This window comes from Staphylococcus sp. SA22, from assembly GCF_054165785.1.
Genome location: NZ_JBSZQY010000002.1, coordinates 1 through 23,177 on the forward strand (window position 1 = coordinate 1; position 23,177 = coordinate 23,177).

The 23,177-nt window shown below is 31.4% G+C and carries 20 protein-coding genes and 1 pseudogene; 3 read left to right on the forward strand and 18 right to left on the reverse strand.

Features of this window, described 5'->3' with window-relative positions:
• Positions 1-219: 219 nt before the first annotated feature.
• The 10 genes from opp4C to opp3b all read right to left on the reverse strand — a co-directional run bounded on the left by opp4C (position 220) and on the right by opp3b (position 11,715).
• A complete protein-coding gene (opp4C, locus tag ACXQH5_RS02095; RefSeq protein ID WP_049786226.1) occupies positions 220-1,071 on the reverse strand; it encodes an oligopeptide ABC transporter permease in 852 nt (283 codons plus the stop codon).
• A 41-nt stretch (positions 1,072-1,112) separates the two neighbouring features.
• Positions 1,113-2,075 carry an oligopeptide ABC transporter permease gene (opp4B, locus tag ACXQH5_RS02100; protein ID WP_000593421.1) on the reverse strand — a complete coding sequence of 321 codons (963 nt, stop codon included), beginning with the start codon at positions 2,073-2,075 and terminating at the stop codon, positions 1,113-1,115.
• A complete protein-coding gene (locus ACXQH5_RS02105) occupies positions 2,068-3,048 on the reverse strand; it encodes an ABC transporter ATP-binding protein (protein ID WP_000427764.1) in 981 nt (326 codons plus the stop codon). Before ACXQH5_RS02105 ends, opp4B begins: the two co-directional genes overlap by 8 nt.
• Positions 3,049-3,050: 2 nt before the next feature.
• Positions 3,051-4,037, reverse strand: coding sequence for an ABC transporter ATP-binding protein (locus ACXQH5_RS02110; protein WP_057504516.1), 987 nt, complete (start codon positions 4,035-4,037; stop codon positions 3,051-3,053).
• Positions 4,038-4,087: 50 nt separating this feature from the next.
• On the reverse strand, positions 4,088-5,803 hold the full coding sequence (opp4A, locus tag ACXQH5_RS02115; protein WP_000517168.1) for an oligopeptide ABC transporter substrate-binding protein: 1,716 nt from the start codon (positions 5,801-5,803) through the stop codon (positions 4,088-4,090).
• A 212-nt stretch (positions 5,804-6,015) separates the two neighbouring features.
• Positions 6,016-7,671 (reverse strand): peptide ABC transporter substrate-binding protein, encoded by a 1,656-nt coding sequence (locus ACXQH5_RS02120; RefSeq protein WP_000197089.1) that lies wholly within the window; start codon positions 7,669-7,671, stop codon positions 6,016-6,018.
• 18 nt (positions 7,672-7,689) lie between these two features.
• A complete protein-coding gene (locus tag ACXQH5_RS02125; protein ID WP_000786743.1) occupies positions 7,690-8,631 on the reverse strand; it encodes an ABC transporter ATP-binding protein in 942 nt (313 codons plus the stop codon).
• Positions 8,621-9,703, reverse strand: a complete 1,083-nt coding sequence (locus ACXQH5_RS02130) for an ABC transporter ATP-binding protein (protein WP_000140050.1) — start codon at positions 9,701-9,703, stop codon at positions 8,621-8,623. The genes ACXQH5_RS02125 and ACXQH5_RS02130 overlap by 11 nt, the downstream gene beginning before the upstream one ends.
• A gap of 15 nt (positions 9,704-9,718) precedes the next feature.
• Positions 9,719-10,789 carry an oligopeptide ABC transporter permease gene (opp3C, locus tag ACXQH5_RS02135; RefSeq protein WP_000829639.1) on the reverse strand — a complete coding sequence of 357 codons (1,071 nt, stop codon included), beginning with the start codon at positions 10,787-10,789 and terminating at the stop codon, positions 9,719-9,721.
• Positions 10,789-11,715, reverse strand: a complete 927-nt coding sequence (gene opp3b / locus ACXQH5_RS02140; RefSeq protein ID WP_000521533.1) for an oligopeptide ABC transporter permease — start codon at positions 11,713-11,715, stop codon at positions 10,789-10,791. Before opp3b ends, opp3C begins: the two co-directional genes overlap by 1 nt.
• A 242-nt stretch (positions 11,716-11,957) precedes the next feature.
• Between opp3b and ACXQH5_RS02145 the strand changes: the two genes are divergently transcribed.
• On the forward strand, positions 11,958-12,329 hold the full coding sequence (locus ACXQH5_RS02145) for a DUF3899 domain-containing protein (RefSeq protein ID WP_000915162.1): 372 nt from the start codon (positions 11,958-11,960) through the stop codon (positions 12,327-12,329).
• A gap of 53 nt (positions 12,330-12,382) precedes the next feature.
• Here ACXQH5_RS02145 and fabF read toward each other — a convergent pair whose 3' ends face one another.
• Together fabF and ACXQH5_RS02155 are read right to left on the reverse strand one after the other, a co-directional pair.
• The gene (gene fabF / locus ACXQH5_RS02150) at positions 12,383-13,627 is read right to left on the reverse strand and encodes a beta-ketoacyl-ACP synthase II (protein WP_000081240.1); all 1,245 of its coding nucleotides are present in this window, start codon (positions 13,625-13,627) and stop codon (positions 12,383-12,385) included.
• A gap of 11 nt (positions 13,628-13,638) precedes the next feature.
• Complete coding sequence (locus tag ACXQH5_RS02155) at positions 13,639-14,580, reverse strand: beta-ketoacyl-ACP synthase III (RefSeq protein WP_001100526.1); 942 nt, start codon at positions 14,578-14,580, stop codon at positions 13,639-13,641.
• 294 nt (positions 14,581-14,874) lie between these two features.
• On the opposite strand from ACXQH5_RS02155, the gene ACXQH5_RS02160 reads away from it, so the two are divergent.
• Complete coding sequence (locus ACXQH5_RS02160) at positions 14,875-15,060, forward strand: YjzD family protein (RefSeq protein WP_000682089.1); 186 nt, start codon at positions 14,875-14,877, stop codon at positions 15,058-15,060.
• Between the two features lie 256 nt (positions 15,061-15,316).
• Here ACXQH5_RS02160 and ACXQH5_RS02165 read toward each other — a convergent pair whose 3' ends face one another.
• From ACXQH5_RS02165 to ACXQH5_RS02185, 5 genes and pseudogenes are all read right to left on the reverse strand, one after another.
• Entirely contained in the window at positions 15,317-15,751 is a 435-nt protein-coding gene (locus ACXQH5_RS02165; protein WP_000769690.1) for an MAP domain-containing protein, read from the reverse strand.
• Between the two features lie 310 nt (positions 15,752-16,061).
• Positions 16,062-16,577, reverse strand: coding sequence for a YbhB/YbcL family Raf kinase inhibitor-like protein (locus ACXQH5_RS02170; RefSeq protein ID WP_000695347.1), 516 nt, complete (start codon positions 16,575-16,577; stop codon positions 16,062-16,064).
• A pseudogene (locus ACXQH5_RS02175) lies at positions 16,561-17,679 on the reverse strand (MFS transporter). Before ACXQH5_RS02175 ends, ACXQH5_RS02170 begins: the two are co-directional and overlap by 17 nt.
• Complete coding sequence (locus ACXQH5_RS02180) at positions 17,672-18,313, reverse strand: L-threonylcarbamoyladenylate synthase (RefSeq protein ID WP_000404422.1); 642 nt, start codon at positions 18,311-18,313, stop codon at positions 17,672-17,674. The pseudogene ACXQH5_RS02175 and the gene ACXQH5_RS02180 overlap by 8 nt, the downstream one beginning before the upstream one ends.
• On the reverse strand, positions 18,297-19,442 hold the full coding sequence (locus ACXQH5_RS02185; RefSeq protein WP_000619354.1) for a LeuA family protein: 1,146 nt from the start codon (positions 19,440-19,442) through the stop codon (positions 18,297-18,299). The genes ACXQH5_RS02180 and ACXQH5_RS02185 overlap by 17 nt, the downstream gene beginning before the upstream one ends.
• A gap of 109 nt (positions 19,443-19,551) precedes the next feature.
• Here ACXQH5_RS02185 and ACXQH5_RS02190 point away from each other — a divergent pair, with 109 nt between their 5' ends.
• Entirely contained in the window at positions 19,552-20,421 is an 870-nt protein-coding gene (locus ACXQH5_RS02190) for a LysR family transcriptional regulator (protein ID WP_001047064.1), read from the forward strand.
• 58 nt (positions 20,422-20,479) lie between these two features.
• Here ACXQH5_RS02190 and clpB read toward each other — a convergent pair whose 3' ends face one another.
• A complete protein-coding gene (gene clpB, locus ACXQH5_RS02195; RefSeq protein ID WP_000353962.1) occupies positions 20,480-23,089 on the reverse strand; it encodes an ATP-dependent chaperone ClpB in 2,610 nt (869 codons plus the stop codon).
• Positions 23,090-23,177: the final 88 nt, after the last annotated feature.

Here is a 23,177-nt window from a genome sequence, read left to right on the forward strand (position 1 = left end):
GTATTTCAAAGTAAAATTACATGTTAATACGTAGTATTAATGGCGAGACTCCTGAGGGAGCAGTGCCAGTCGAAGACCGAGGCTGAGACGGCACCCTAGGAAAGCGAAGCCATTCAATACGAAGTATTGTATAAATAGAGAACAGCAGTAAGATATTTTCTAATTGAAAATTATCTTACTGCTGTTTTTTAGGGATTTATGTCCCAGCCTGTTTATTATTTAACGTCTACCTCTAGGATTAAAAGCATCTTTAAGCCCTTCCCCTACAAAGTTTATACTTAATATAGTTAATGTAATCATTATAGCAGGTGGCATCCATATCCACGGTTTACCACTTATAACATCACCTTCTTGAGCATCACTCAACATATTACCCCAAGATGGGATTGCTTTACTAATTCCGAATCCTAAAAAACTCAATCCTGATTCCACTACAATCATACCGGCAAATAACAATGTTGCTTGTACGATAACTACACTTAATATATTCGGCAAAAGATGTTTCAAAATAATTTTATATGTGGGTGTACCAATTGATTTTGCTGCCAAAAAGTATTCATTTTCTTTTTCTTGAAGTACTTTACCACGAACGAGTCTTGCAATACCTCCCCAACTTAATACGATAATAACTAGAACAAGAATTATGGCAGATCCATAAGGATTTTTAATTTTATCTCCAAGTGCGGCATTTAATACAATTGCAAATATTAAAAACGGAAATAACATAACAAATTCGGTTATTCTCATTAATAATGTATCAACAATACCTCCAAAATAACCAGAAATCACTCCAACTGTAATTCCAATCAAAAGCATTCCTATTGTAGATGTAATTCCAATGGATAATGAAATACGACCTGCATATAACAAACGACTAAAGTTATCCCTACCACCAGAGTCTGTACCAAGAATGTTTTGTGCTGTCATTTCACCTTTTATATTTAATAAATCTTGTTGGTTCACTGGAAAAGGAGCTATTAATGGCGCTATAATTGATACAATAGTTATGATTAATAAAAAAATAATCGATAACATTGCAATTTTATTATGAATAAATTTAGACAATGCAATTTTAAAAGGCGATTTTGACTTATTTTACATTCTAATCCCCCCTAGTTACTTCTAATTCTTGGATCTATAAATCCATAAGTAATATCAGAAATCAAATTACCCAGTAAACCTAAAAATGAGAAAAATAACGTTAATGCCATCATTAATGGATAGTCTTGGCCTATTACCGATTCTAAAAATAATTTACCGATACCGTTATATGAAAAGATAGTCTCCGTAATCACAGCTCCACCTAAAATACTTACAATATCAGCACCTAAAAATGTAATAATAGGTATTAGAGAATTTCTCAATATATGTTTATTATAAATTTTATTCATAGATAATCCTTTTGACCTTGCCGTCAATACATAATCTTTTTTAGAATTTTCAATAATATCATTACGTAAATATTGAATATAACCAGCAGTAGATAATAATCCTAAAGTTAATGCAGGTAAAAATGTATGATAAATTTTACTCATATAATATTCAAAAGTACCTTCTTTAAGGTTAATATCAACAGAACCTTGAAACGGAAACCATTGTAATTCAAAAGAAAAAATAAAAATTGCAAATACTCCCGCAATAAAAGATGGAATGGCTAACATCAAATAATTAAATATTTGCACAGTATAATCCGTCAAACTGTAAGAATATCTACCTGACGTTATTCCTAAAGCAAATGAGATAATATAAGTAATAATTAATGACATAGCACCGAGTAATATTGTATTTGGAATTCTTTCCTCAATAACATCAATTACCGGCCTTTTATATTTGATTGACTCCCCTAAATCACCGTGTATAACATGATTGACCCATCTAATGTATTGATGTGGTATTGAGTCGTTGAGACCTAACTTTTCTCTTTGTGCATTTATTGCTTCTTGTTTTATTTTACCGTTTTGTAGATCTGAAAATGGATCTCCTGGTTGTATGATTGCTAATGAAAATACAACTATTGAGATTAAAATTAGTAACGGGATCATTAACCCTAATCTTTTAAGTATTAATTTAATCATTTAAATCACCTACTTTATCTACGTAGAAACAAGCAACTTGATGTTCGTTACCAATGTCCTTTAATTCTGGCATACTTTTTTTGCACATATCTTGAGCAATTGGACATCTAGTATGGAAAGGACAACCTTGTGGCGGATTACTTGGCGAAGGTAATTCTCCCTTTAATATAATTCTATTTTTATTTAGCTTATCAATTTGTGGTATTGATGAAATCAACGCTTTTGTATATGGATGTTTGGGATTTTCATAAATTTCTTTATCAGATGCGATTTCAACTATATGACCTAAATACATAACTCCAATGACATCACTTATATGTTTTACTACACTTAAATCATGTGCAATAAATAAATAGCTTAAGTTAAATTGTTCTTGTAAATCTTTTAATAAATTCAGTACTTGAGATTGAACAGATACATCTAATGCACTTACAGGCTCATCAGCAACAATTAAACTCGGACGCAAAGCCAATGCTCTTGCAATTCCCACTCTTTGTCTCTGTCCACCTGAAAATTCATGTGCATATTTATAATATGCATCTTCACTTAGGCCAACACATTTTAATAAATATAGTACTTCTTTTTTTATTTCTTCTTTTGGCAATTTTTTATAATTTAAAATAGGTTCTGAAATGATATCTCCAACCATTTGCATCGGATTCAATGATGCATACGGATCTTGAAATATCATCTGATATTGTTGTCGTGATTTTCTCAGTTTTTTACCTTGTAACCTTGTTATATCTTCACCATTAACAATTATTGAGCCTGAAGTTGCATCTTCAAGCCTGATAATCACTTTACCTAACGTTGACTTACCACAACCCGATTCTCCTACTAATCCAAAAGTTTGTCCTTTTTTTATTGAAAACGATACGTCATCAACAGCTTTAACGTACTGAGTTTTTTGTAATAATCCAGTTTTAATTTTGTAGTATTTTTTTATGTGATTTACTTCTAAAATATTTTCCATTCTTATATCTCCTTATATTCATTTTGGTACAAATGACAACGTACAATGACGTCTTCACAAACATGCATTTTAGGAGATTGATTATTACAAATATCCAGTTTTTTGTTACATCTATTTGCAAATCTGCACTTATTTACGTGAAATGCTTGAATTGATGGCACAATTCCTTCTATCGTTTCAAGTCGTTTCTGCTCTTCTTTAAGTTTTGGAATTGTAGATAATAATTTTTGGGTATAAGGATGTTTCGGATTGTGTAGTATTTCTTTTATGCCTCCAAATTCTACAATTTGACCTGCATACATAACCAAAACTTTATCGCAAAATTCAGCAACCACACTCAAATCATGTGTAATCATCATAATTGCCATTTGCGTTTCCTTTTGCAATTCTTTTAATAAGTCTAATATTTGAGCTTGAATCGTGACATCCAAAGCAGTTGTAGGTTCATCAGCAATTAATAATTTGGGAGAACATGAAATGGCCATTGCAATCATTACTCTTTGCCTCATACCACCAGATAATTGATGAGGATAGCTATTTAATATTTCATCTTGTCTTGCAATTCCAACTTTTTTTAGTAAATCTTTTGCTAAGTTATTTGCTTCTTTTTTAGAAATTTTTTTATGTGATTTTATAGATTCCACTAGTTGATTTTTTATGGTAAATACCGGATTTAAAGCAGTCATAGGTTCTTGAAAAATCATAGCAATATCATTTCCTCGAATATCTAGCAATTGCTTCTCATTGAGCGTATCGATTCGTTTACCATCAAATATAACTTCTCCATTACTTAGTTTAGATATCTTTTCTGGTAATAATTTAATAATTGACTTACTTAATATGGACTTATCGCAACCAGATTCCCCTACTATACCCAAAACTTCTCCTTTAGATAATTCAAAAGAAATATTTTCAACAGTTGCTAACCATTCATTATCTATTTTTAATGATGTTTCTAAATCTTTAACCTCTAACAATACATTATTCATAACATCCCCCCATATAAGTAAACCTCGACAAAATCGTCGAGGTTACATTACTAAGCTTCTTTAGTTAAATTATATAAACTTTGATCAGTTCCAATTTCAATGTCTAAGTTTCGTACTTTATCGTTAACAATAGTTATCGATTTACCTTGGAACATTGGTAATCCAGGTAACTCATCATTCATATATTTTTGCCATTTTACATAAATATCTTTACGTTTCTTTTCATCAATGCCTACTTTTTCGAAGTCTAATGCATCATCTAAATATTGATCTGATTTTGGTAAAACTGTTCTCATTTCATTTTGAGGTCTATCAGTATGGTATAAATCTGATGGATCTGGATCTGTACCTCCTGCCCATGATCTGAAGTACACTTCCATATCTTTAGATGCATTTGCTAAGTCATCATTATATTTACCGAATTCTACTAACTTCACATTTGTTTTCAAGCCAACTTTTTCCCAGAAATCTTTTATCGCAGCAGTTCTTGGTTCAAAAGTAGGATTTGAACCTGAATAATGTTTAAAGTTAATCTCAAATTTATTACCTTTAGGATCTTCTCTAAATCCGTCACCATCTCTATCTTTATAACCTAACTTATCTAAGATTTTTTTAGCTTTTTCAGGATCATATTTATAATCGTTTAGTTCCTTAGGATCAGCTGCTATCCAATGCATTGATGGTACAAAACTATTTATTTCACTAGCGTAACCATTGAAAAATGCTTTGATCCATTTTTCTCTATCAATTGCATAAAGCATTGCTTTACGTAATTCTTTGTCTTCATATTTTGGTCTCACTTTACCAGTTTTATTAGCTTTTTTATCGTAATCATGAGATACGAATCCTATTAAACCGTAGTCTAAGCTTGGCGCAGATAATACCTTGAGACCAGCATTAGATGACTTAGCATCTTTTGCCATTGCACCGGTAGCATCATTCGCAACATCAATATCGCCTTTTTCCATTGCCTTAATAATTTGAGCTTGATCAATAACTTTTAAATTGATTTTGTCTAGTGCAGGCTTACCTTGCCAATAATCATCAAATTTAACGAGTTGAACAGCCTCACCTGGAACAATTTTCTTAACTTTATACGGTCCAATACCAATAGGGTATTTTCGGATTTTATCTGATTTCGCTAAATCTTTAATTGGTACATCTGATAAATATTTTTTACTTAATAAAGGTCCAGTAATAAATCCTGTTAAGTAATTTTCTTGTTTTTTATCAAATGTAACCTGCATAGTGTAGTCATCTATTTTCTTCAATCCGCTAATATGATCAGTTTTTCCTTCATGATAATCTTTCGCACCTTGGATATTTTCTACACTTGGATAATAAGCACCTTCGTAATCCTTGTTAGCTAAGACTTCAATTGAATAAATCCAATCATCAATTTTCAATTCATTACCATCATGCCATTTAATACCTTTTTTAATTTTAAATTCTATTTTCTTAGCCGGCTCGATGTCCTTCCATGAAGCAATATATGCCTTAGGACGTATTTTTTTATCAATTGCTAATAAGCTTTCGTTAAAATATCCTTCAACTACAGCATCTGCATGTGTACTATTTAATAACGAAGAATAAACGCCACTTGGCGGTGCTGTTAATGCTACATTTAAGGTACCGCCTTTATGTTTTGAGATTTCTGTTTTAGTAGCATCTTTTACTCCTTCATTTTTATTACTGCTTTTTCCGCAAGCACTCAACACTAAAACGATAACAATAAGTATTGAAATATATTTAATTAGCTTCCCCATTTATATGCCTCCTACTTTCAATCTAATTTTTTTCTTTTTAGTTTACTCATAGAAAAAATTATTACAAGTTTATTTTTAGAATATTCAGTTATTAATGCATTTAATCAATTTCAGTAATTTAAAAAACGACTTATTTTAATTTTTTATTCCCAAAGTTTTTCTGCAACACAAAAAGACTGGAGATATATCTCCAGCCTAATTTACAAAGCATATTATTTTTTCTTCTTACCTGTTACTTTATCTATCGATTTATCAATATATACATGTTTAAGTGAGTTATTTGGACCAAATTTATGGTAAATCAATCCTTTTACTTGAGGATTTGTTAAATGTGCAACACCTTTTTGATAAATTGGTGCTACCGGTGCATCTCCTAGGAACATTTCTTCTGCTTTTTTCAAGTTTTCATATCGTTCGTTCGTTTGAAGTGCCAATTTGGTTCTTGCTACTTTAAGTAATTGATCGTATTCTTTATTACCCCAGTCTGTATTATTTTGTGCGCTACCTGTGGTCATTGTTTCTAAGTAAGCCATAGGATCAGGGTAATCTGCAGACCAACCACTAAGTGATGCTTCAAAATTGTTACTCAGTTCTAATGATACTCTTTGTTTGAACGGCAATTGCTTAATTTTCAAAGTAACTCCTGGTAAATTTTTCTCAACTTGCGATTTGATATATTCAGCAGATATTTTTGCATCTGGTGTATCTTCTGTGTTCATTGAAAATGTCAATTCATTTTTACCTAACTCTTTTTTAGCTTTGTCCCAGTGTTCTCTTGCTTCTTTAGGATTATATTTTAAAGGCGAATTCATGGTACTCGCATAATCTTTGCCATTAGGCGCTTTCGCAATGCCTTTGGCTGTTAATGTATCGGAAGGAATTGAGCCATTGTTTTTCACTGAATCTACGTATCCTTTTTTATCTATTGCTTGCGCGATAGCCAATCTTAAATTTTTGTTTTTAAAATCAGGATATTGTTTTTCATTCATTTTCACAAAAAATGTCCCAGTCGTTAACACAAAGTTTAATCCTTTATTATCTTTATATTTATTTACTTGATCTGCTGTAATAACTGCGTCATCTACTGATTCAGTATCATACAATGATGCACCTGCTTGTAAGTCTTTAATAACTTTATAATTCACTTTATCTAATTTTACATTCTTTTTATCCCAATAATACTGATTTTTAGATAGTAAGGTTTTATCTTCTTGTTTCCAATCATCAACTTTAAATGGACCATTGTATACCGCTCTATCAGCTGCCGTACCGTAATTTTTACCATATTTTTTGGCAACTTTTTCATTTTGAGGTGCAAATGTATTTAGTGCTAATAATTGATTAATATATGGAACCGGCTTTTCTAATTCAATTTGTAATGTTTTATCATCTAATGCTTTGATACCTAATTGCTCTACAGGTTTCTTACCAGTACTAATATCACTCGCATTTTTAATGTCCCCCATAATGTATGCAAATTCAGAACCTGTTTTAGGGTCAACTGTTTTTCTCCAAGCATAAACAAAGTCTTGTGCAGTCACTTTGTCACCATTGCTCCATTTAGCATCGTTTCTTAATTTAACCTTTAAAGTTTTACCATCTTTACTCTTTTCAGGAAAAGCTTTCGCAACACCTAACACCGGTTTGTCACCTTTTCCTAATGTATATAAACCTTCGAATGTTTGCGCAGTCACTTCAGAAGATATTTCATCCGTTATTAATGATGTATCAAGGGATGTTAAGTCTGCTGACAAAATTTTTCTGAATACTTGACCTTTATCTGAATAAATACCATCATCATTAGCACAACCACTTAATGCAATTGTGGCAACCAATATTAAAATCAGCGCTTTCAACTTTCTTGTCATTTCATTTCCCCCTTCCCCTTAATCTTGTGTCACCAACAAATTTTTTCGTAGTCGTGCCGCTTCATCTTCAGTACTAAAAACAAAATGCTTTGGTCTTATTTCATGTAATTGTCTTAAATGATTATTTGCTTCATCATCAATATAACTAAATCGTTTGCGACTACGTTCCGATTCAGGATCCGGTTGAGGAATTGCCGACAATAAAGACTTAGTATAATCATGTAATGGATATTGATAAATATCGTCTGCTGGTCCGATTTCTACAATTTTCCCAAAATGCATGACTGCAATTCGATCAGAGATATACTTCACCATTGATAAATCATGTGCAATAAATAGGAATGTAATACCTTTTTCACGCTGTAATTTTAATAACAAATTGACTACTTGAGCTTGAATTGAAACATCCAATGCTGAAATAGGTTCATCTGCTATAATAAATTCTGGTTCAACGGCTAATGCACGGGCAATTCCAATACGTTGGCGTTGTCCACCTGAAAATTCATGAGGATAACGATTGGCATGTTCTTTACTTAATCCAACAGTTTCAAGTAAATCATAGACACGTTTTTTACGGTCACGTTTATCAGTTGCTAAATGATGGATATCAATGCCTTCAGCTACTATATCCATTACTTTTAACCTAGGATTTAAAGACGCATATGGGTCTTGAAAAATCATCTGTATCTTTTTATTAAATTTAAGCAAATCTTTACGTTTACGAATCTTTTGTATATCAATACCCTCATACAAAATTTCTCCACTTGTAATATCATTAAGTTTGATAATTGATTTACCAGTTGTAGATTTACCGCACCCCGATTCTCCTACTAAACCTAATGTTTCCCCTTTGTATATTTCAAACGAAATATTTTCAATCGCTCTCACTTCGTTTTTCTTTCCTGCGTTAAAATATTGCTTTAAATTTTTAATAGATAATAGCACTTCATCATTTTTCATTGAACGACACCCTTTCTACCTTGAGTGGTTTTTCATAATTATTAGGCATCGGTTTCATACGTTGTTTTACCAGCTCGGGTAGTTCAACTTTTGGTGCACGTGCGTCTAATAACCAAGATTTCACAAAATGTGTCGGTGAAACTTTAAACCACGGTGGTTCTACTTTAAAATCAATATCTAATGCATATTGACTACGTCTAGCAAATGCATCACCTTTAGGTGGGTGTAATAAATCAGGTGGCGCTCCAGGAATCGCTAGTAATGGTGTGTCATTTGTTGTTGATAAATCAGGCATTGACGATAATAATCCCCATGTATATGGATGCTTTGGATCATAAAATATTTCGTTAACATCTCCTGTTTCAACCATTTGACCACCATACATAACTGCCACTCTATCAGCAATATTCGCAACAACCCCTAAATCATGCGTTATAAAAATAATTGCTGTATCGATTTTTTGTTGTAGTTCTTTCATTAAATCTAAAATTTGTGCCTGCATCGTTACGTCTAATGCAGTCGTTGGTTCATCAGCAATGAGCACTTTAGGTTCACAAGCTAATGCGGTTGCAATAACAATTCTTTGCCTTTGTCCACCTGAAAATTGATGTGGATATGCTTTAAATCTTTTTTCTGCATTTGGTAAACCTACAAGATTTAGTATTTCCAATGCGCGCTTTTTAGCTTGTGCTTTACTATAATTTTTGTGCTTAATTAATGGTTCCATGACTTGTTTACCAATTTGCATCGTTGGGTTTAAAGATGTCATTGGATCTTGAAAGATCATTGAAATATCTTTGCCACGTAATTTAATTAACTCATTTTCAGGTTTTTTTGCTAAATCTTCCCCTAAAAATAAAATTTCTCCCTTTTTAATTCTTCCTGTGTCCCCTTGGAATAATTTTGTAATTGCTTTTGTTGTTACAGATTTACCTGAACCTGATTCACCAACAATTGCCAATGTTTCCCCTTTGTTTAAATAAAAATCTACACCTCTCACTGCCTGCACTTCCCCTGCTGTAATATCAAAGGAAACATGCAAATCATTTACTTCTAATATTCTTTCAGTCATATGCTATGCCCCCTTTTATTTACGCATTTTCGGATCAAATGCATCACGTAATCCATCACTAAATAAGTAAAAGAATAGAATTAATAAACTTAAAATCATTGCTGGTATAAATAATTCATGTGGATAAATTAATAACATTGCGCGCCCATCATTTACTAATGACCCTAACGATGTTTGAGGTGCGGGTACACCTATACCAATGAAACTTAAAAATGCTTCGAAGAAAATAGCACTAGGTACTGTAAACATTGATGTAACCACGATAGCACCTAACGTATTAGGTAAAATATGCTTAAATATCAATTTGAATTTTGAAGCCCCCAATGTTTTCGAAGCCATGACAAACTCTTGATTTTTCAATTTTAAAAATTCTCCACGTACAACTCTGCTCATGCCTAACCAGCCTGTGATAGACATAGCCAATATAATTGTCCAAATGGATGGTTCAAAAATTAATACAAATAAAATTACGACAATTAAATTCGGAATAGATGCTATGACTTCAAGTATACGTTGCATAATCGTATCGACACGTCCACCGAAGAATCCAGAAATCGCACCATATACAACGCCAATAAAAATATCTAACATCGCTGCAACAACACCGATAAACAATGAAATTTGAGCACCTTTCCATGTTCTTGTCCATAAATCTCGACCCAACTGATCAGTACCAAACCAATAATTTTCTTTAGCATTTGCTGCTTTATAAGCATCCTTGCCATCTGCATCTTTACCATCAAAAGGTAAAAATGGAACTTTGTCTAATACAGGTATTTTTGCCGGAAGATTTCTATGTTGTACATTTTGTTCAGCATAATCATGTTTATTTATAACTGGACCGATAAAAGCAAATATTACAATGATAATTAAACCTATCATACCGACAACAGCTAACTTATTTCGTTTTAACTGAGCCCAAGCATCTTGCCAAAAGTTTTTGCTTTCTCGTTGCATTTCAGGTTCCTGATTCAAATCTAATTCTCTAATAATAAAATCAGATGATGCGATAGCGTCAGAGGTATGCGTCATAGCTGCATTAGAATGATCGTCGTTAATCGACAAATTGTTTTTATTTTCAGCCATTATTTTTTACCTCCCTGAACACGAATTCGTGGATCTATCACACCGTACAAAATATCTACAATAAAAATAGAAACGATAAACAATGTGCTAAATAATAGTGTGATTGCCATGATTACTGAGAAATCATTTGTTGTAATTGAACGTACGAATTGATCCCCTAATCCAGGAACCCCAAAAATATTTTCAATTGTTAAAGTGCCTGTTAAAATACTTGCTAACATGGGAACGATAATTGTAATAATTGGAATTAAAGCATTTCTAAGTGCATGTCCAAAAAGTACACGCATTGTCGAATTACCTTTAGCTCTCGCTAATAAAATGTAGTCTGAACTTAATACCTCTATCATCTCTGCTCTTATGTATCTGGCGACAGTTGCTAAAACAGCTGCAGATAATGCAAGTGACGGTAATACCGCGGTCGAAAAACCTTCCCATCCAGCTACTGGGAACCATCTTAATTTAACTGCAAATACATATTGTAAAAGTACAGCAAGTACAAAAGATGGTACAGATACTGCAATAACTGAAATAACTGTAGTTGTATAGTCAACCCAAGAATTTTGTTTAGTAGCTGCTGCAACACCTAAAATAAGTCCCAGTATCACACCGATGAACATTGCTGTAAGACCCATTTCAAAAGAAGGTAGTAGTCTCGGTTTAATCAAATCCCACACAGGTTGATTATGATACTGGAATGAATTACCAAAATCGCCTGTAACAACATTTTTTAAATAATGTAAATACTGCGTAGCTACAGGATCATTTAATCCATATTTTTCATTTAAAATTTCTTTTTGTTCAGCATTTAATTTAGCATCGTTAAATGGCGAACCTGGCATTAATTTCATTAAGAAAAATGTAATTGTAATAATAATAAATAAAGAAATAAGCATATAAATAAATCGTTTGAAAATATATTTCCCCATCTAATCCCCTCCTCTAACAAATTCCGATTTCTAAATTTCCATTCCCTTCAAAATTTTCTGAAATCTTAACTAATATTATATATACAATATTTACTATATATCAATATTTTTTTGCTTTAAACTAATGAAGAATGATTGATTTTAGAATTTCAATAAAACTGAAGAAATTAAAAAATCATTCCTCAATGTCTCATTTTAATGTAAACTATGCGTAAGAGTTTTCTATAAGTGGGAGTGATCAAATGTTGAAAAAATGGCTTGGAATGGCACTAATAACCCCAATGTTAACGTTTATTATATGGGTTTTTAATAGCCATACTATCATTACATATTTAAATATATTGTTTTATGTTTCATTAATTATTTTTATTAGCATATTTTTGATTTTACTTGTACAAGAAGGCATTTTTGATGCGACAAGTTATGGTTTTAGAAGATTAAAGTATCAAATGTCATCTTCGAAAAAGAAGAAGTCTATCTCTGATGATCCATTTTTCAACCCACAAGAGGTAAAAAAAGAGCATTACTTTGTTTCTACATGGATAATGCCCTTATTATTAATAAATATTTTATATTTTATTATGACGATTGTGCTGTCGCTCATCTTAGTATAAAGAAACAGAAAAATCTTCAGTAACTAAAACAACGTTACTGAAGATTTTTATAATTATGCTTCAAATTTCTTGAATACTAATACTGCGTTATGTCCACCGAATCCTAAGCTATTACTCATTGCATAAGTAATATCAAGGTCTTGCGCTTCATTTGGAACAATATCCAAATCACATTCTGGATCTGGTGTTACCGCATGAATTGTCGGTGCGACTTTAGAGTCTTTAATTGAAAGCGCTGAGAAGATTGCTTCAATTCCACCTGTTGCACCAAGTAAGTGACCAGTCATTGATTTTGTTGAGCTAACTTTTAAGTGTTTAGCTGCTTCACCAAATGTATTTTTAATAGCTTTAACTTCATTTAAGTCACCAACAGGAGTACTTGTACCATGGGCATTTAAGTATTGTACATCTTTAGGTTCAATACCAGCATCATCCATAGCTGCTTGCATTGCTCTAGAACCGCCTTCACCTTCTGGAGCTGGCGCTGTAATATGATAAGCATCACCTGTAGTACCATAGCCAACTATCTCAGCATAAATATTGGCACCTCGAGCTTGTGCTGATTCTAAAGATTCGATCACTAAAATACCAGCACCTTCACCCATAACAAAACCGTCTCTACCTTCTTGGAATGGACGACATGCTGTTTCAATGTCATCATTTGTAGAAAGCGCTCGACTTGCACTGAAACCTGCAATTGCCATATGAGTAATTGGAGCTTCCGTACCACCAGTAATCATTGCATCTGCATCACCGCGTTGCACAATTTTAAATGCTTCTCCGATTGAGTTTGTACCAGTTGCACATGCTGTAACTGTTGCACCATTTGGTCCTTTTGCACCTAAGTCAATGGATACTTGCCCAGTTGCCATATCAGGAATTAACATTGGTACGAAAAATGGACTCACACGTCTTGGGCCTTTATCCATTAATTGTTTATGTGCAATTTCAAATGTTTCCATACCACCGATACCAGAACCAATCCATACACCGATTCGATCTGCAGTATTTTCATTGATATCTAATTGCGCATCTTTAACAGCCTCTCTAGCTGCTACAATTGCATATTGAGTAAATCTATCCATACGACGCGCTTCTTTTTTGTCGATATGATCTTCAATATTAAAGTTTTTAAGTTCTCCTGCTAAGTGAACGCTATAAGGTTCAGTATCGATACGTGTAATTTTATCGATACCATTTACGCCTTTTAGAGCATTCTCCCATGTTGTTTTGACATCATTACCGATTGGAGAAAGGGCTCCCATACCTGTAATAACTACTCTTTTATTTTGACTCATTCGTTATCCTCCTATTTTCCCCATTTTATTGTCATTGCGCCCCAAGTTAGGCCGCCACCGAATCCGACAAGAACAATTGTATCATCATCTTTGAGTTTACCATTTTTTAATTCTTGATCGATACTTAAAGGTATTGACGCAGCTGAAGTATTTCCATATTTATTTACAGAAACACTCATTTTGTCTTTTGAAATACCTAAGCGTTCTCTAGCTGATTCCATAATTCTAATATTAGCTTGATGAGGAATAAATAAATCTATATCATCTGATGTTAAATTCGCTTTTTCAACTACACGTGTTGATGCATCACCCATAATTCTAACAGCAAATTTAAATACTTCTCGACCATTCATTTTCAGTTTACCAGTATCTTTATCTAAATATAAATGTTTACCACCAGTGCCATCAGAACCCATTTCATAACTTATAATACCTCTGCCTTCTGAAACTTCACCGATGATAACCGCACCTGCACCATCTCCAAATAGAACTGCAGTAGAACGGTCAGTTAAATCTGTTATTTTAGATAATTTATCTGCACCGACAACTAAAATATTATGATAATCTCCAGATTGAACATATTGTTTAGCTGTAATCATTGAATACATAAATCCAGAACATGCTGCTAGTTGATCCATAGAGGCAACTTTGCCCGTCCCTAAACGTTCTTGCAACATATTTGCAACAGTTGGAAATGGCATATCTCCAGTTGCTGTGGCAACAATTATCATATCTATATCTTCGGGCTGAATACCAGCGTCAGCGATTGCTTTTACACTTGCTTCATATGCTAAATCTGAAGTATCTTGATCGTCATCTGCCCAATGTCTTTCTTTAATTCCAGTCATCTTAGAAATCCATTCATCAGATGTATCTAAAAATTGCTCAAAATAGGCATTGTCAATAATCTTTTCTGGCGCATATGCACCAAAACCTTTAATACCCACGTTCATAGTTGAACACCTTCTTAATAAAATTTTTAATACCAGGTATTAATTTAACATAGATTACTTTTTAAACTCAAGTCAGAGGTAGGAATATTGACTAGTTAATAAAATTTTAATGCTTTATTATCGTCAAATTTCAGTATGAAATTGGTTTTAATGCGCTTAAATTAGAATAGCCATTCAGATAAAATCATTTATTTAAACTGTATAATATGGTCAAAATATATGAGATGTTACTATACAAATTTCTAACTTTCACTTAAAATAAAATATATATAATTAAAGTGGAGGTAGAATGACATGAAACACCTCGTAACATTCTTTTGGGCATTATTATTAATGCAAATGGTTAACTTTGTACTTAATAGCCTAGTAGGTGGAGACAGCTTAAATGTAGTGAATCCAATTATCATGGCAGTATTGTTCACGATTTTTACAGCAATTTTTGCTGCAGTAATTAAACCACCGAAAGATTCATCACAATAACTATTTAGTATAAAATGAAATATGTCTTTCTTATTATTGAAGCTGCCCAGATAAAGGCGGCTTTTATTTTTGGCCATTAATGTTTTGTATTATGAATATTTTAAAGCTCAATGACCTCTAACCCATCACATTAAAATTTAGAAAAAGCCTTAATACAAAGATGTCATTTACGAGTAATCTTTGTATCAAGGCAATTATATTATAATCATCACTGTAAAATTAAATGCTTCATGTTGAATTTGATAATTTTAAGTGTTTATTTAGTTTTTACATTAATATCAATTTGTTTAATTGAATTTGAATCAAACAAGTTTGCTGTATAACTATCTTTCTTTAAATCAACTTCTTTTTTACTGCCATCTTTCCAAGTAATCGTGTAAACGGCAGATTTTGCATTTCGAATCTTCTCAGGTGTTACACCACGTTCATCATATAATAAAGCTTTAACTTTATTCCCTAAATCTAAATATGATAATTGGCTATCTTTTGGTAAATTTAAGTAAGATTGATTGAAAGCCATAATGCCATCTACTGCGATTGTATATGGAACATTTTGCATTTCTTTAGCTTTTTGAGTTGCCGGTAGTTTGTCCTTTTCTGCTGCAGATACCTCATTACTTGCCACAGTAGCGCCAGTCGTTGCGATCATGCCCAGTGCCAAAGTTACAGTTATAAATGATTTTAATTTCATATAATCTCTCTCCTTTGTGAGTTAAAGTATCTTACAAAATCAATATAACACAAATCTAAAAGTTTCAAAAATTATAAGTATGTAAATTGTTTACTTGTTTTTAAAAATTAATTTTAATTAATGTAAAAGCTATAATTGTTAATACTTTCTATTTTTTCGAATAAATTCACATTACAATAACTAAGTTTACATTACTTAAATTTAATTACTTCTTTGCATTATAGCGAACGCCGTACCTAATATATAAATTAAATCCCTTGTTTCTTCATACTTTTAATTGAACAATTTTATATTGATGAGATATTTAGTATTAAATTTTTCTTCCTATAAGGTTAATACTTGTTTGATCAATTTTATGTTGATTTACTTCTTTTAAAAATTCATTCAAGTAGAACCCATTCTTCAAATTTAAAGAATGACCTAATGCATAAACGGTTAATTCATATTGATGATCTTTATCAGGTGGTGTTGGTCCTACATAGTGATTTTCTATTTCTGAAAAATCTTCAGCCAACAACCCACTAGTAAAGCTATTTTTACCTTGTACATAGTCACCCTTTGTTCTTGATAAATCTGCTTTTATAGAAATTGAATTGCCACTAACACTTACATTAGCTACACTCCAATGAATCCATGCAAAGCCACACACAGGAATTGCATCATAGTCAATTAAAGACCAAGCAAGATATTTAGTCCCTTCCGGTAATTCAGTTACTTCAAATGGAAATGATTTAATTGGATTCCCGTTAATAGAATCACTCACATCTGCACCTGCTGCGTATTCATATGGTATATTGTTCCCTTTAAATTCAGTTTTTATTTTCATGTTGCTCTCTCCTTGTAAAATAAAATATTATTATTAAATATATAAAAATTAATAACGAAATAAATAATATTAAGTATTGAATAGTTCCTATTGTATATAAGTAACCACCCAAAAGTAAAAATGCGATATTAAAAATAAAATATAACGTTTCTGCATAATTAAGCATCACTCTTAAGTTACTACTGCTAGAAAGTTTATTTATAGTTTGTGGACGAGTTAACCCTGAAGAAATACCTAAAAATATCATAGAAATAGTAACTGCTATGAAACTTTGATATGTATATATTATTAAAAATATTACTAAACAAATTTCTGACACAAACTTATAGTTCAAGTATTTAGTTAAATAACGTGAAGATACAAAACCCATAACTGTGTAACAAGTTAATACTGAAATAAATTGTAAATTATTCAGTTTTAAATCATTATATATATTAATTGGAATAAATCCTATAAAAAATCCTAATATTAACGCTCTTAAAAAAGAATAATGCAATATCCAAAACTTCTCTTCCGGTAGAAATTTCTTTATCTTTCCCTTTGTTTCTCCTATTAAATTTAATTCCCTATTTTCAACTAATGTGCATCGAATAATTATAATTGTTAGAATTGAAAATATACCAGTCATTATTATAGGCCATTTAATATTTATTCCATAAAGATAACTACCTATAATCCCTTAAATTAATAATGATAGGAACATATAGCTATTTGACTTATTTTGTACGTATTTCTCATTTGTTATATTTCTTTTAATTATTGCTGTATCAACACCCGCCATCATTGAGTAACTTAACCCTAATAATATTTGTGCCACTACTAAAATTAAATATTGATTTTGATATAATAACAACAATAAACCGATGATTTTGAATATTTCACTAACAACTAATTTATTAGAATCTTTTAAGTTACAAATTTTAAAACACTTCTCTTTGTATAGAGAGAATAAAAATGCTGCAATACCATAAGACGCCATTAATATTTCTAATTGTATTATGGAATAACCTTGAATCAAAAAGTAAATTAATAAAAACGATAAATAAAAGTATGCTCGTGAAAAAATTCGGTATAAATAAATCCCAAGTATTAACTTATTCATAAATAATACCTGTACCTAGTCTTTCTTTTATTTCTTCAAACTTTATATCTCCTTCTCTTAATAATTCAATTTTATTATCTGTCACTTTAATAATCGTACTAGATGTTTTATAGTTAGTTTTATTTTGACTTCTTAGCATATATCTTACATTTTCGCCCATGTGCTTAATTGCTTCATTTTCAGTTATTAAAATATCATCGGCAGTTCCAGAGATATTTGCTGAAGTAATTGCTATAGGTGAATTAATATATGAAATAAATCTTCTCATCGTTTTATTTTGTACACATCCTATAGCTATACTATCTGAATTATTGAGCATATAATTATAGCTTGTTTTATTTTTTAAAATAATATTTAATGGTCCAGGCCAAAATATTTCAACTAGTTTATCAACTATTTCCGTATTTTGATTATCTCCATACAATTTCCAATCCTCTGGCTTATCAATAAATAATGATAATGGCTTATCTTTCGATCGCTTTTTATATTCAAATATTTTATCGATACAAAGATCGTTGTTAGGTAAACTACATAAATTATAATTAGTATCAGTAGGAACAATCACTGGAAAACCATCTTGTAATTGTAAATAAAGTTTTTCAAAACTTTTTACAGAATCATTTAAAATTTCCATCTTTACTCCTCCTTTTTATTATCTGAAGTAAATCCACTGTATCTTCAGGTGCTACTTCAGGTGAAAACTTGTTCACAAGTTTATAGAAAGAAATATTTTCATCAATTTCTTCAGTGTTAACTATTGATTTAAATTTATTGTGCAAGATTTTCTTACTAGAAATATTACTTATTGGAAACTGAACAACTTGTGAATTTTTCAATCCTAAATCACTAGGAACTAAATATTGATACATATTTATATTTTTTTTAGTACCATCTTGATGAATTCCTGATTCATGTTTAAATATATTTTCACCAATTATAGGTTTGTTTTCTGATATTTGAAAATCGAGAATTTTAGAAATATTAATACTAGTTTTATATACGTCGGGTAAAGTGAATTCCGTACTTTCTATTTGTTTTTTTGTCAAAATAGTAATTATTTCCTCAATAGGAGCATTACCCGCTCTCTCACCAATTCCCAAAAATGTAGTTTCTATTTGCTTTGCACCATTTAAAATTGCAGCTAATGTATTTGCAGTAGCCAACCCTAGATCGTTATGACAATGAGCAGAAAAAATTATGTTAGAATATTTTTTTACAAAGTAATTAAAAATATCTCCGTATTCTAATGGTGTCGAACATCCTACAGTGTCCGCAAATGTAACTGTTCTAACTTGATATTTTGAAATAATTTCCATGTATTCTTTCAATTTTTCTCTAGAAGTCCTTGTTGCATCTTCAAAACAAATATCTACTCCTTTTTTATCTTTCTTTAATATTTCCAAGCAGTCTTTGATTTTCTGAATATAATATTTATTTGAAAAATTAAGCTTTTCTTTTATATGCAAGTCAGATATTGGCAATAGTATTTTTACCACTAAATTATGAATTTTCAATTTGACTATTTTTTTTATTTCTTTTTCATTAAGCCTAGTCAATACTACTAATTCTTTTTCAGGGCTTAAAATGTCTCTGAATTGATGAATATTAAATTCATCCTCGATAGTAGTACACATGCCTACTTCAACAGAATTTATATTTAACTTGTTAATTTGTTTCAATACTTCTTTTTTTATAAATAGACTTTTTCGAACATTACTTTGTTGCATACCATCCCTTATTGTATTATCTTGAATTCGAATCATATTACTTCACCCCCTCGATAACCTCTGATATAATATTAATATTATTTTTATGCAATAAAAATTAAATATTATCTAATGAATTATTAACTTTTTTGAAAGAGGTAAGTTCATGAATTTGGATTGGTACTATACATTTGTCATTTTAGCGAAGACGTTAAACTATCGATTAGCTAGTGAAGAAATTAATCTCACTATACCTTCTATACATAAGCAAATTAAAAATTTAGAACAACATCTCAATGTGAAACTATTTGAAACTTATAAAAATCAAATTATCTTGACTGAAGATGGTCATACATTTCTTCCAATTGCGCAAAGTTTTATTGAACAATATGAAAGTGGCATCAAACATATCCAACTTAAAAAAACGATGTTTCAATCGAAATTAAATGTTGTCGTGTCTTCATATATCGCGACATTCATTATGCCCAAATTTTTAAAATCATTCTTTAACGAGCATCCTTTTATCGATGTTTCTCTTCATGTCAAAAATGAAAATATTGAAAAAGATATTAATAATCATACGTATGACATCGGGATTAGCAGAAATCAACCTAAACTAAGAGAAGTTCATTCTGAAAAAGTATGCGAAGGTAAAATTGTATTGATTGCTCCCAATAAAGAGAATAATCATCTTCTAACTGAGGCATCTTTATTTGAAAAATACAAAATAATAAGTGATAACCATCCAGAATATTGGTCATCACTTAAAAATAATATTTTAAATATTTATGAAAAAGCACAATTTCTATCTATCAATGATGTGCATACTTCAATTAAATTAATCGAAATGAATCAAGGTATATCATTCCTGCCTCTTTATATAACAACAAATAGTGATTACAATATTTCGGTTATTAACACGAAAATTTTACAAGCACCTATTTCATTTACATATATATACAGCAAAAAAGAAATCCCAGAAATATTGGTGTTTATTAAATCATTTAAAAAGTATATTGCCAATGAACAATTATAATAAATTTCAAATCTAAAAAACCAAGAATGCGATTAATCATCACATTCTTGGTTCAATTTTATTCATGAATTTTTTCAACATTAAACGTTAAGTTATTGTCTGAATTTAAATTAACTTTAATAGTTGTACCTTCTGGGAATCCCTCTTTAATCATCATACGTGCTAATGGTGTTTCAATTTGGCGTTGTACAAAACGTTTTAATGGTCTTGCACCGTATTGAGGTTCATAAGCCTCTTGACCTAGCCAAGCTTTAGCATCATCAGAAACTTCAATTGAGATTCGTTGTTCTAGTAATCTTATATTTAATTGCGTTAATATTTTGTCTACAATCATACTCATGTCATCAATAGATAAAGGTTTAAATAATACGATGTCATCCATACGATTCAAAATTTCTGGTTTGAAATATGCATTTAAACTTGTCATAACAGCTTTTTCTGTTGGTTCTGTAATTTCACCAGTCTCTTTTACGTTTTCTAATAAAACTTGAGATCCAATATTACTTGTCATAATAATAATAGTATTTTTAAAATCAACGCTACGTCCTTTAGAATCAGTTAAACGGCCTTCATCTAAAATTTGCAATAATACATTAAAGACGTCAGTATGCGCTTTTTCAACCTCATCTAATAAAATAACTGAGTATGGATTACGACGAACCGCTTCAGTTAATTGACCCCCTTCATCATGTCCAATATATCCTGGAGGTGCCCCTATCAATCTTGATACTGCATGTTTTTCCATATATTCACTCATATCAATACGAATCATATGTTTTTCAGAATCAAATAATGATGCAGCTAATGATTTAGCTAATTCAGTTTTACCTACCCCAGTTGGACCTAGGAATAAGAAACTACCAATAGGTCTGTTTGGATCTTTAATACCTGCTCTTGCTCTAACTACTGCATCTGAAACCAGGTCAACCGCTTTATCTTGGCCTACAACACGTTTATGCAAGATATCACTTAAGTGAAGTAATTTTTCACGTTCTGTTTCAACTAATTTTGAAACTGGTATGCCTGTCCATTGGCTGACAATATCGCCAATTTCTTCGTCTGTTACAACTTCACGAATCATTCGATCTGTATCTTCACCTTGCTCATCTTGGAAATTATCCTCTAATTCTCTAAGTTCTTTTTCCAATTGAGGAATTGTTCCATATTGTAGTTCAGCTGCTTTTTCTAAATTGTTATTTGTTTGTGCATCTTCCAACGCTTGTCTACTTTCATCTAGTTGCGCACGTTTTCCTTGTAAATTTGCTATTTTTTCTTTTTCTGATTCTACACGAGATTGAAGTGCTGCTTGTTTCTCTTTTTCATTGGCAAGCTCTTCTTGTAGTTCTTGTAATCTCTGTTTGCTCGCATTGTCAGATTCATTTTTAAGTGCGCTTTCTTCAATTTCTAATTGCATAACACGTCTATTAACTTGATCCAATTCAGTTGGATTTGATCCCATTTCCGTACGAATTGTTGCACATGCTTGGTCAACTAAATCAATCGCTTTATCTGGTAAAAAACGATCAGTGATGTAACGATCAGACAATTCAGCGGCAGCAACTAAGGCTCTATCTTGAATACGCACACCATGATACACTTCATATCGTTCTTTTAAACCACGTAAAATTGAAATTGTATCTTCAACATCAGGCTCACTAACTGCTACTTTTTGGAAACGACGCTCTAATGCCGAATCTTTTTCAATATATTCTCGATATTCATTTAAAGTTGTTGCACCAATACAATGTAACTCTCCTCGTGCTAACATTGGTTTTAGCATGTTGCCTGCATCCATGGCACCATCTGTTTTACCAGCACCTACAAGCATATGGATTTCATCAATAAATAATATAATTCTACCATCAGACTCTTTAACTTCTTTTAGGACTGCTTTTAATCTCTCTTCAAATTCACCACGATATTTAGCGCCCGCTACTAATGCGCTTAAATCTAACTCAAAAACAGTTTTATCTAATAATGATTCTGGCACATCTTTCTTAACTATACGCTGCGCTAATCCTTCAACAATTGCAGTTTTACCAACACCAGGTTCACCAATGAGCACAGGGTTGTTTTTAGTTTTACGACTTAAAATACGAATCGTATTTCGAATTTCTTCATCTCTTCCTATAACAGGATCCATTTTACCTTGTCTAACTTCTTCTACTAAGTCGCGGCCATATTTAGCTAATGCTTCGTAATTAACTTCTGGATTTTGTGATGTCACGTGATTTCCCCCTCTTACTTTTTTAATAATTTCTTTGATAACTTCTACTTTATTATTTATATAATGTTTTGTTGTTTGATCAATGTCCATTGCCGAACGTAAAATATGCTCCATTGAAATATATTCATCTTCATATTCTTTCATGTATGATTCAGCCTTAGTTATCAATTGGTTTGCTTGTTGGCTAATATATTGACCATATTGTATATTGTCACCTTCTACAGATGCATAGGTGTTTAGTTTGTCTTCATAAGCTTTGTTTAATTGATCTACCTCAATATTTGCTCGTTCTAAAATACTTTTATATAAGCTTTCACTTTCATTTAAGGCAGCGCTTAAAATTGCCTCAATTTCTATATTTTGTAATTTATGTTGCTGACTCAGTTCAACTGCTTGTTGCAAAGCACTTTGAACTGCATATGTCATTTTATTTATATCCATTAATTTCACCTCTAATTTGTAGAGTTGGTCAAGTTGCAATTTTGACTTTGACTTTCTTTGACCTTAGTTATATTATAGTCCCAATATA

Excerpts from the sequence above, each read along its gene's own strand:
- opp4B (WP_000593421.1), bottom strand. The coding sequence starts at position 2,075 with ATGATTAAATTAATACTTAAAAGATTAGGGTTAATGATCCCGTTACTA.
- ACXQH5_RS02105 (WP_000427764.1), bottom strand. The coding sequence starts at position 3,048 with ATGGAAAATATTTTAGAAGTAAATCACATAAAAAAATACTACAAAATT.
- ACXQH5_RS02110 (WP_057504516.1), bottom strand. The coding sequence starts at position 4,037 with ATGAATAATGTATTGTTAGAGGTTAAAGATTTAGAAACATCATTAAAA.
- opp4A (WP_000517168.1), bottom strand. The coding sequence starts at position 5,803 with ATGGGGAAGCTAATTAAATATATTTCAATACTTATTGTTATCGTTTTA.
- ACXQH5_RS02120 (WP_000197089.1), bottom strand. The coding sequence starts at position 7,671 with ATGACAAGAAAGTTGAAAGCGCTGATTTTAATATTGGTTGCCACAATT.
- ACXQH5_RS02125 (WP_000786743.1), bottom strand. The coding sequence starts at position 8,631 with ATGAAAAATGATGAAGTGCTATTATCTATTAAAAATTTAAAGCAATAT.
- ACXQH5_RS02130 (WP_000140050.1), bottom strand. The coding sequence starts at position 9,703 with ATGACTGAAAGAATATTAGAAGTAAATGATTTGCATGTTTCCTTTGAT.
- opp3C (WP_000829639.1), bottom strand. The coding sequence starts at position 10,789 with ATGGCTGAAAATAAAAACAATTTGTCGATTAACGACGATCATTCTAAT.
- opp3b (WP_000521533.1), bottom strand. The coding sequence starts at position 11,715 with ATGGGGAAATATATTTTCAAACGATTTATTTATATGCTTATTTCTTTA.
- ACXQH5_RS02145 (WP_000915162.1), top strand. The coding sequence starts at position 11,958 with ATGTTGAAAAAATGGCTTGGAATGGCACTAATAACCCCAATGTTAACG.
- fabF (WP_000081240.1), bottom strand. The coding sequence starts at position 13,627 with ATGAGTCAAAATAAAAGAGTAGTTATTACAGGTATGGGAGCCCTTTCT.
- ACXQH5_RS02155 (WP_001100526.1), bottom strand. The coding sequence starts at position 14,580 with ATGAACGTGGGTATTAAAGGTTTTGGTGCATATGCGCCAGAAAAGATT.
- ACXQH5_RS02160 (WP_000682089.1), top strand. The coding sequence starts at position 14,875 with ATGAAACACCTCGTAACATTCTTTTGGGCATTATTATTAATGCAAATG.
- ACXQH5_RS02165 (WP_000769690.1), bottom strand. The coding sequence starts at position 15,751 with ATGAAATTAAAATCATTTATAACTGTAACTTTGGCACTGGGCATGATC.
- ACXQH5_RS02170 (WP_000695347.1), bottom strand. The coding sequence starts at position 16,577 with ATGAAAATAAAAACTGAATTTAAAGGGAACAATATACCATATGAATAC.
- ACXQH5_RS02180 (WP_000404422.1), bottom strand. The coding sequence starts at position 18,313 with ATGGAAATTTTAAATGATTCTGTAAAAAGTTTTGAAAAACTTTATTTA.
- ACXQH5_RS02185 (WP_000619354.1), bottom strand. The coding sequence starts at position 19,442 with ATGATTCGAATTCAAGATAATACAATAAGGGATGGTATGCAACAAAGT.
- ACXQH5_RS02190 (WP_001047064.1), top strand. The coding sequence starts at position 19,552 with ATGAATTTGGATTGGTACTATACATTTGTCATTTTAGCGAAGACGTTA.
- clpB (WP_000353962.1), bottom strand. The coding sequence starts at position 23,089 with ATGGATATAAATAAAATGACATATGCAGTTCAAAGTGCTTTGCAACAA.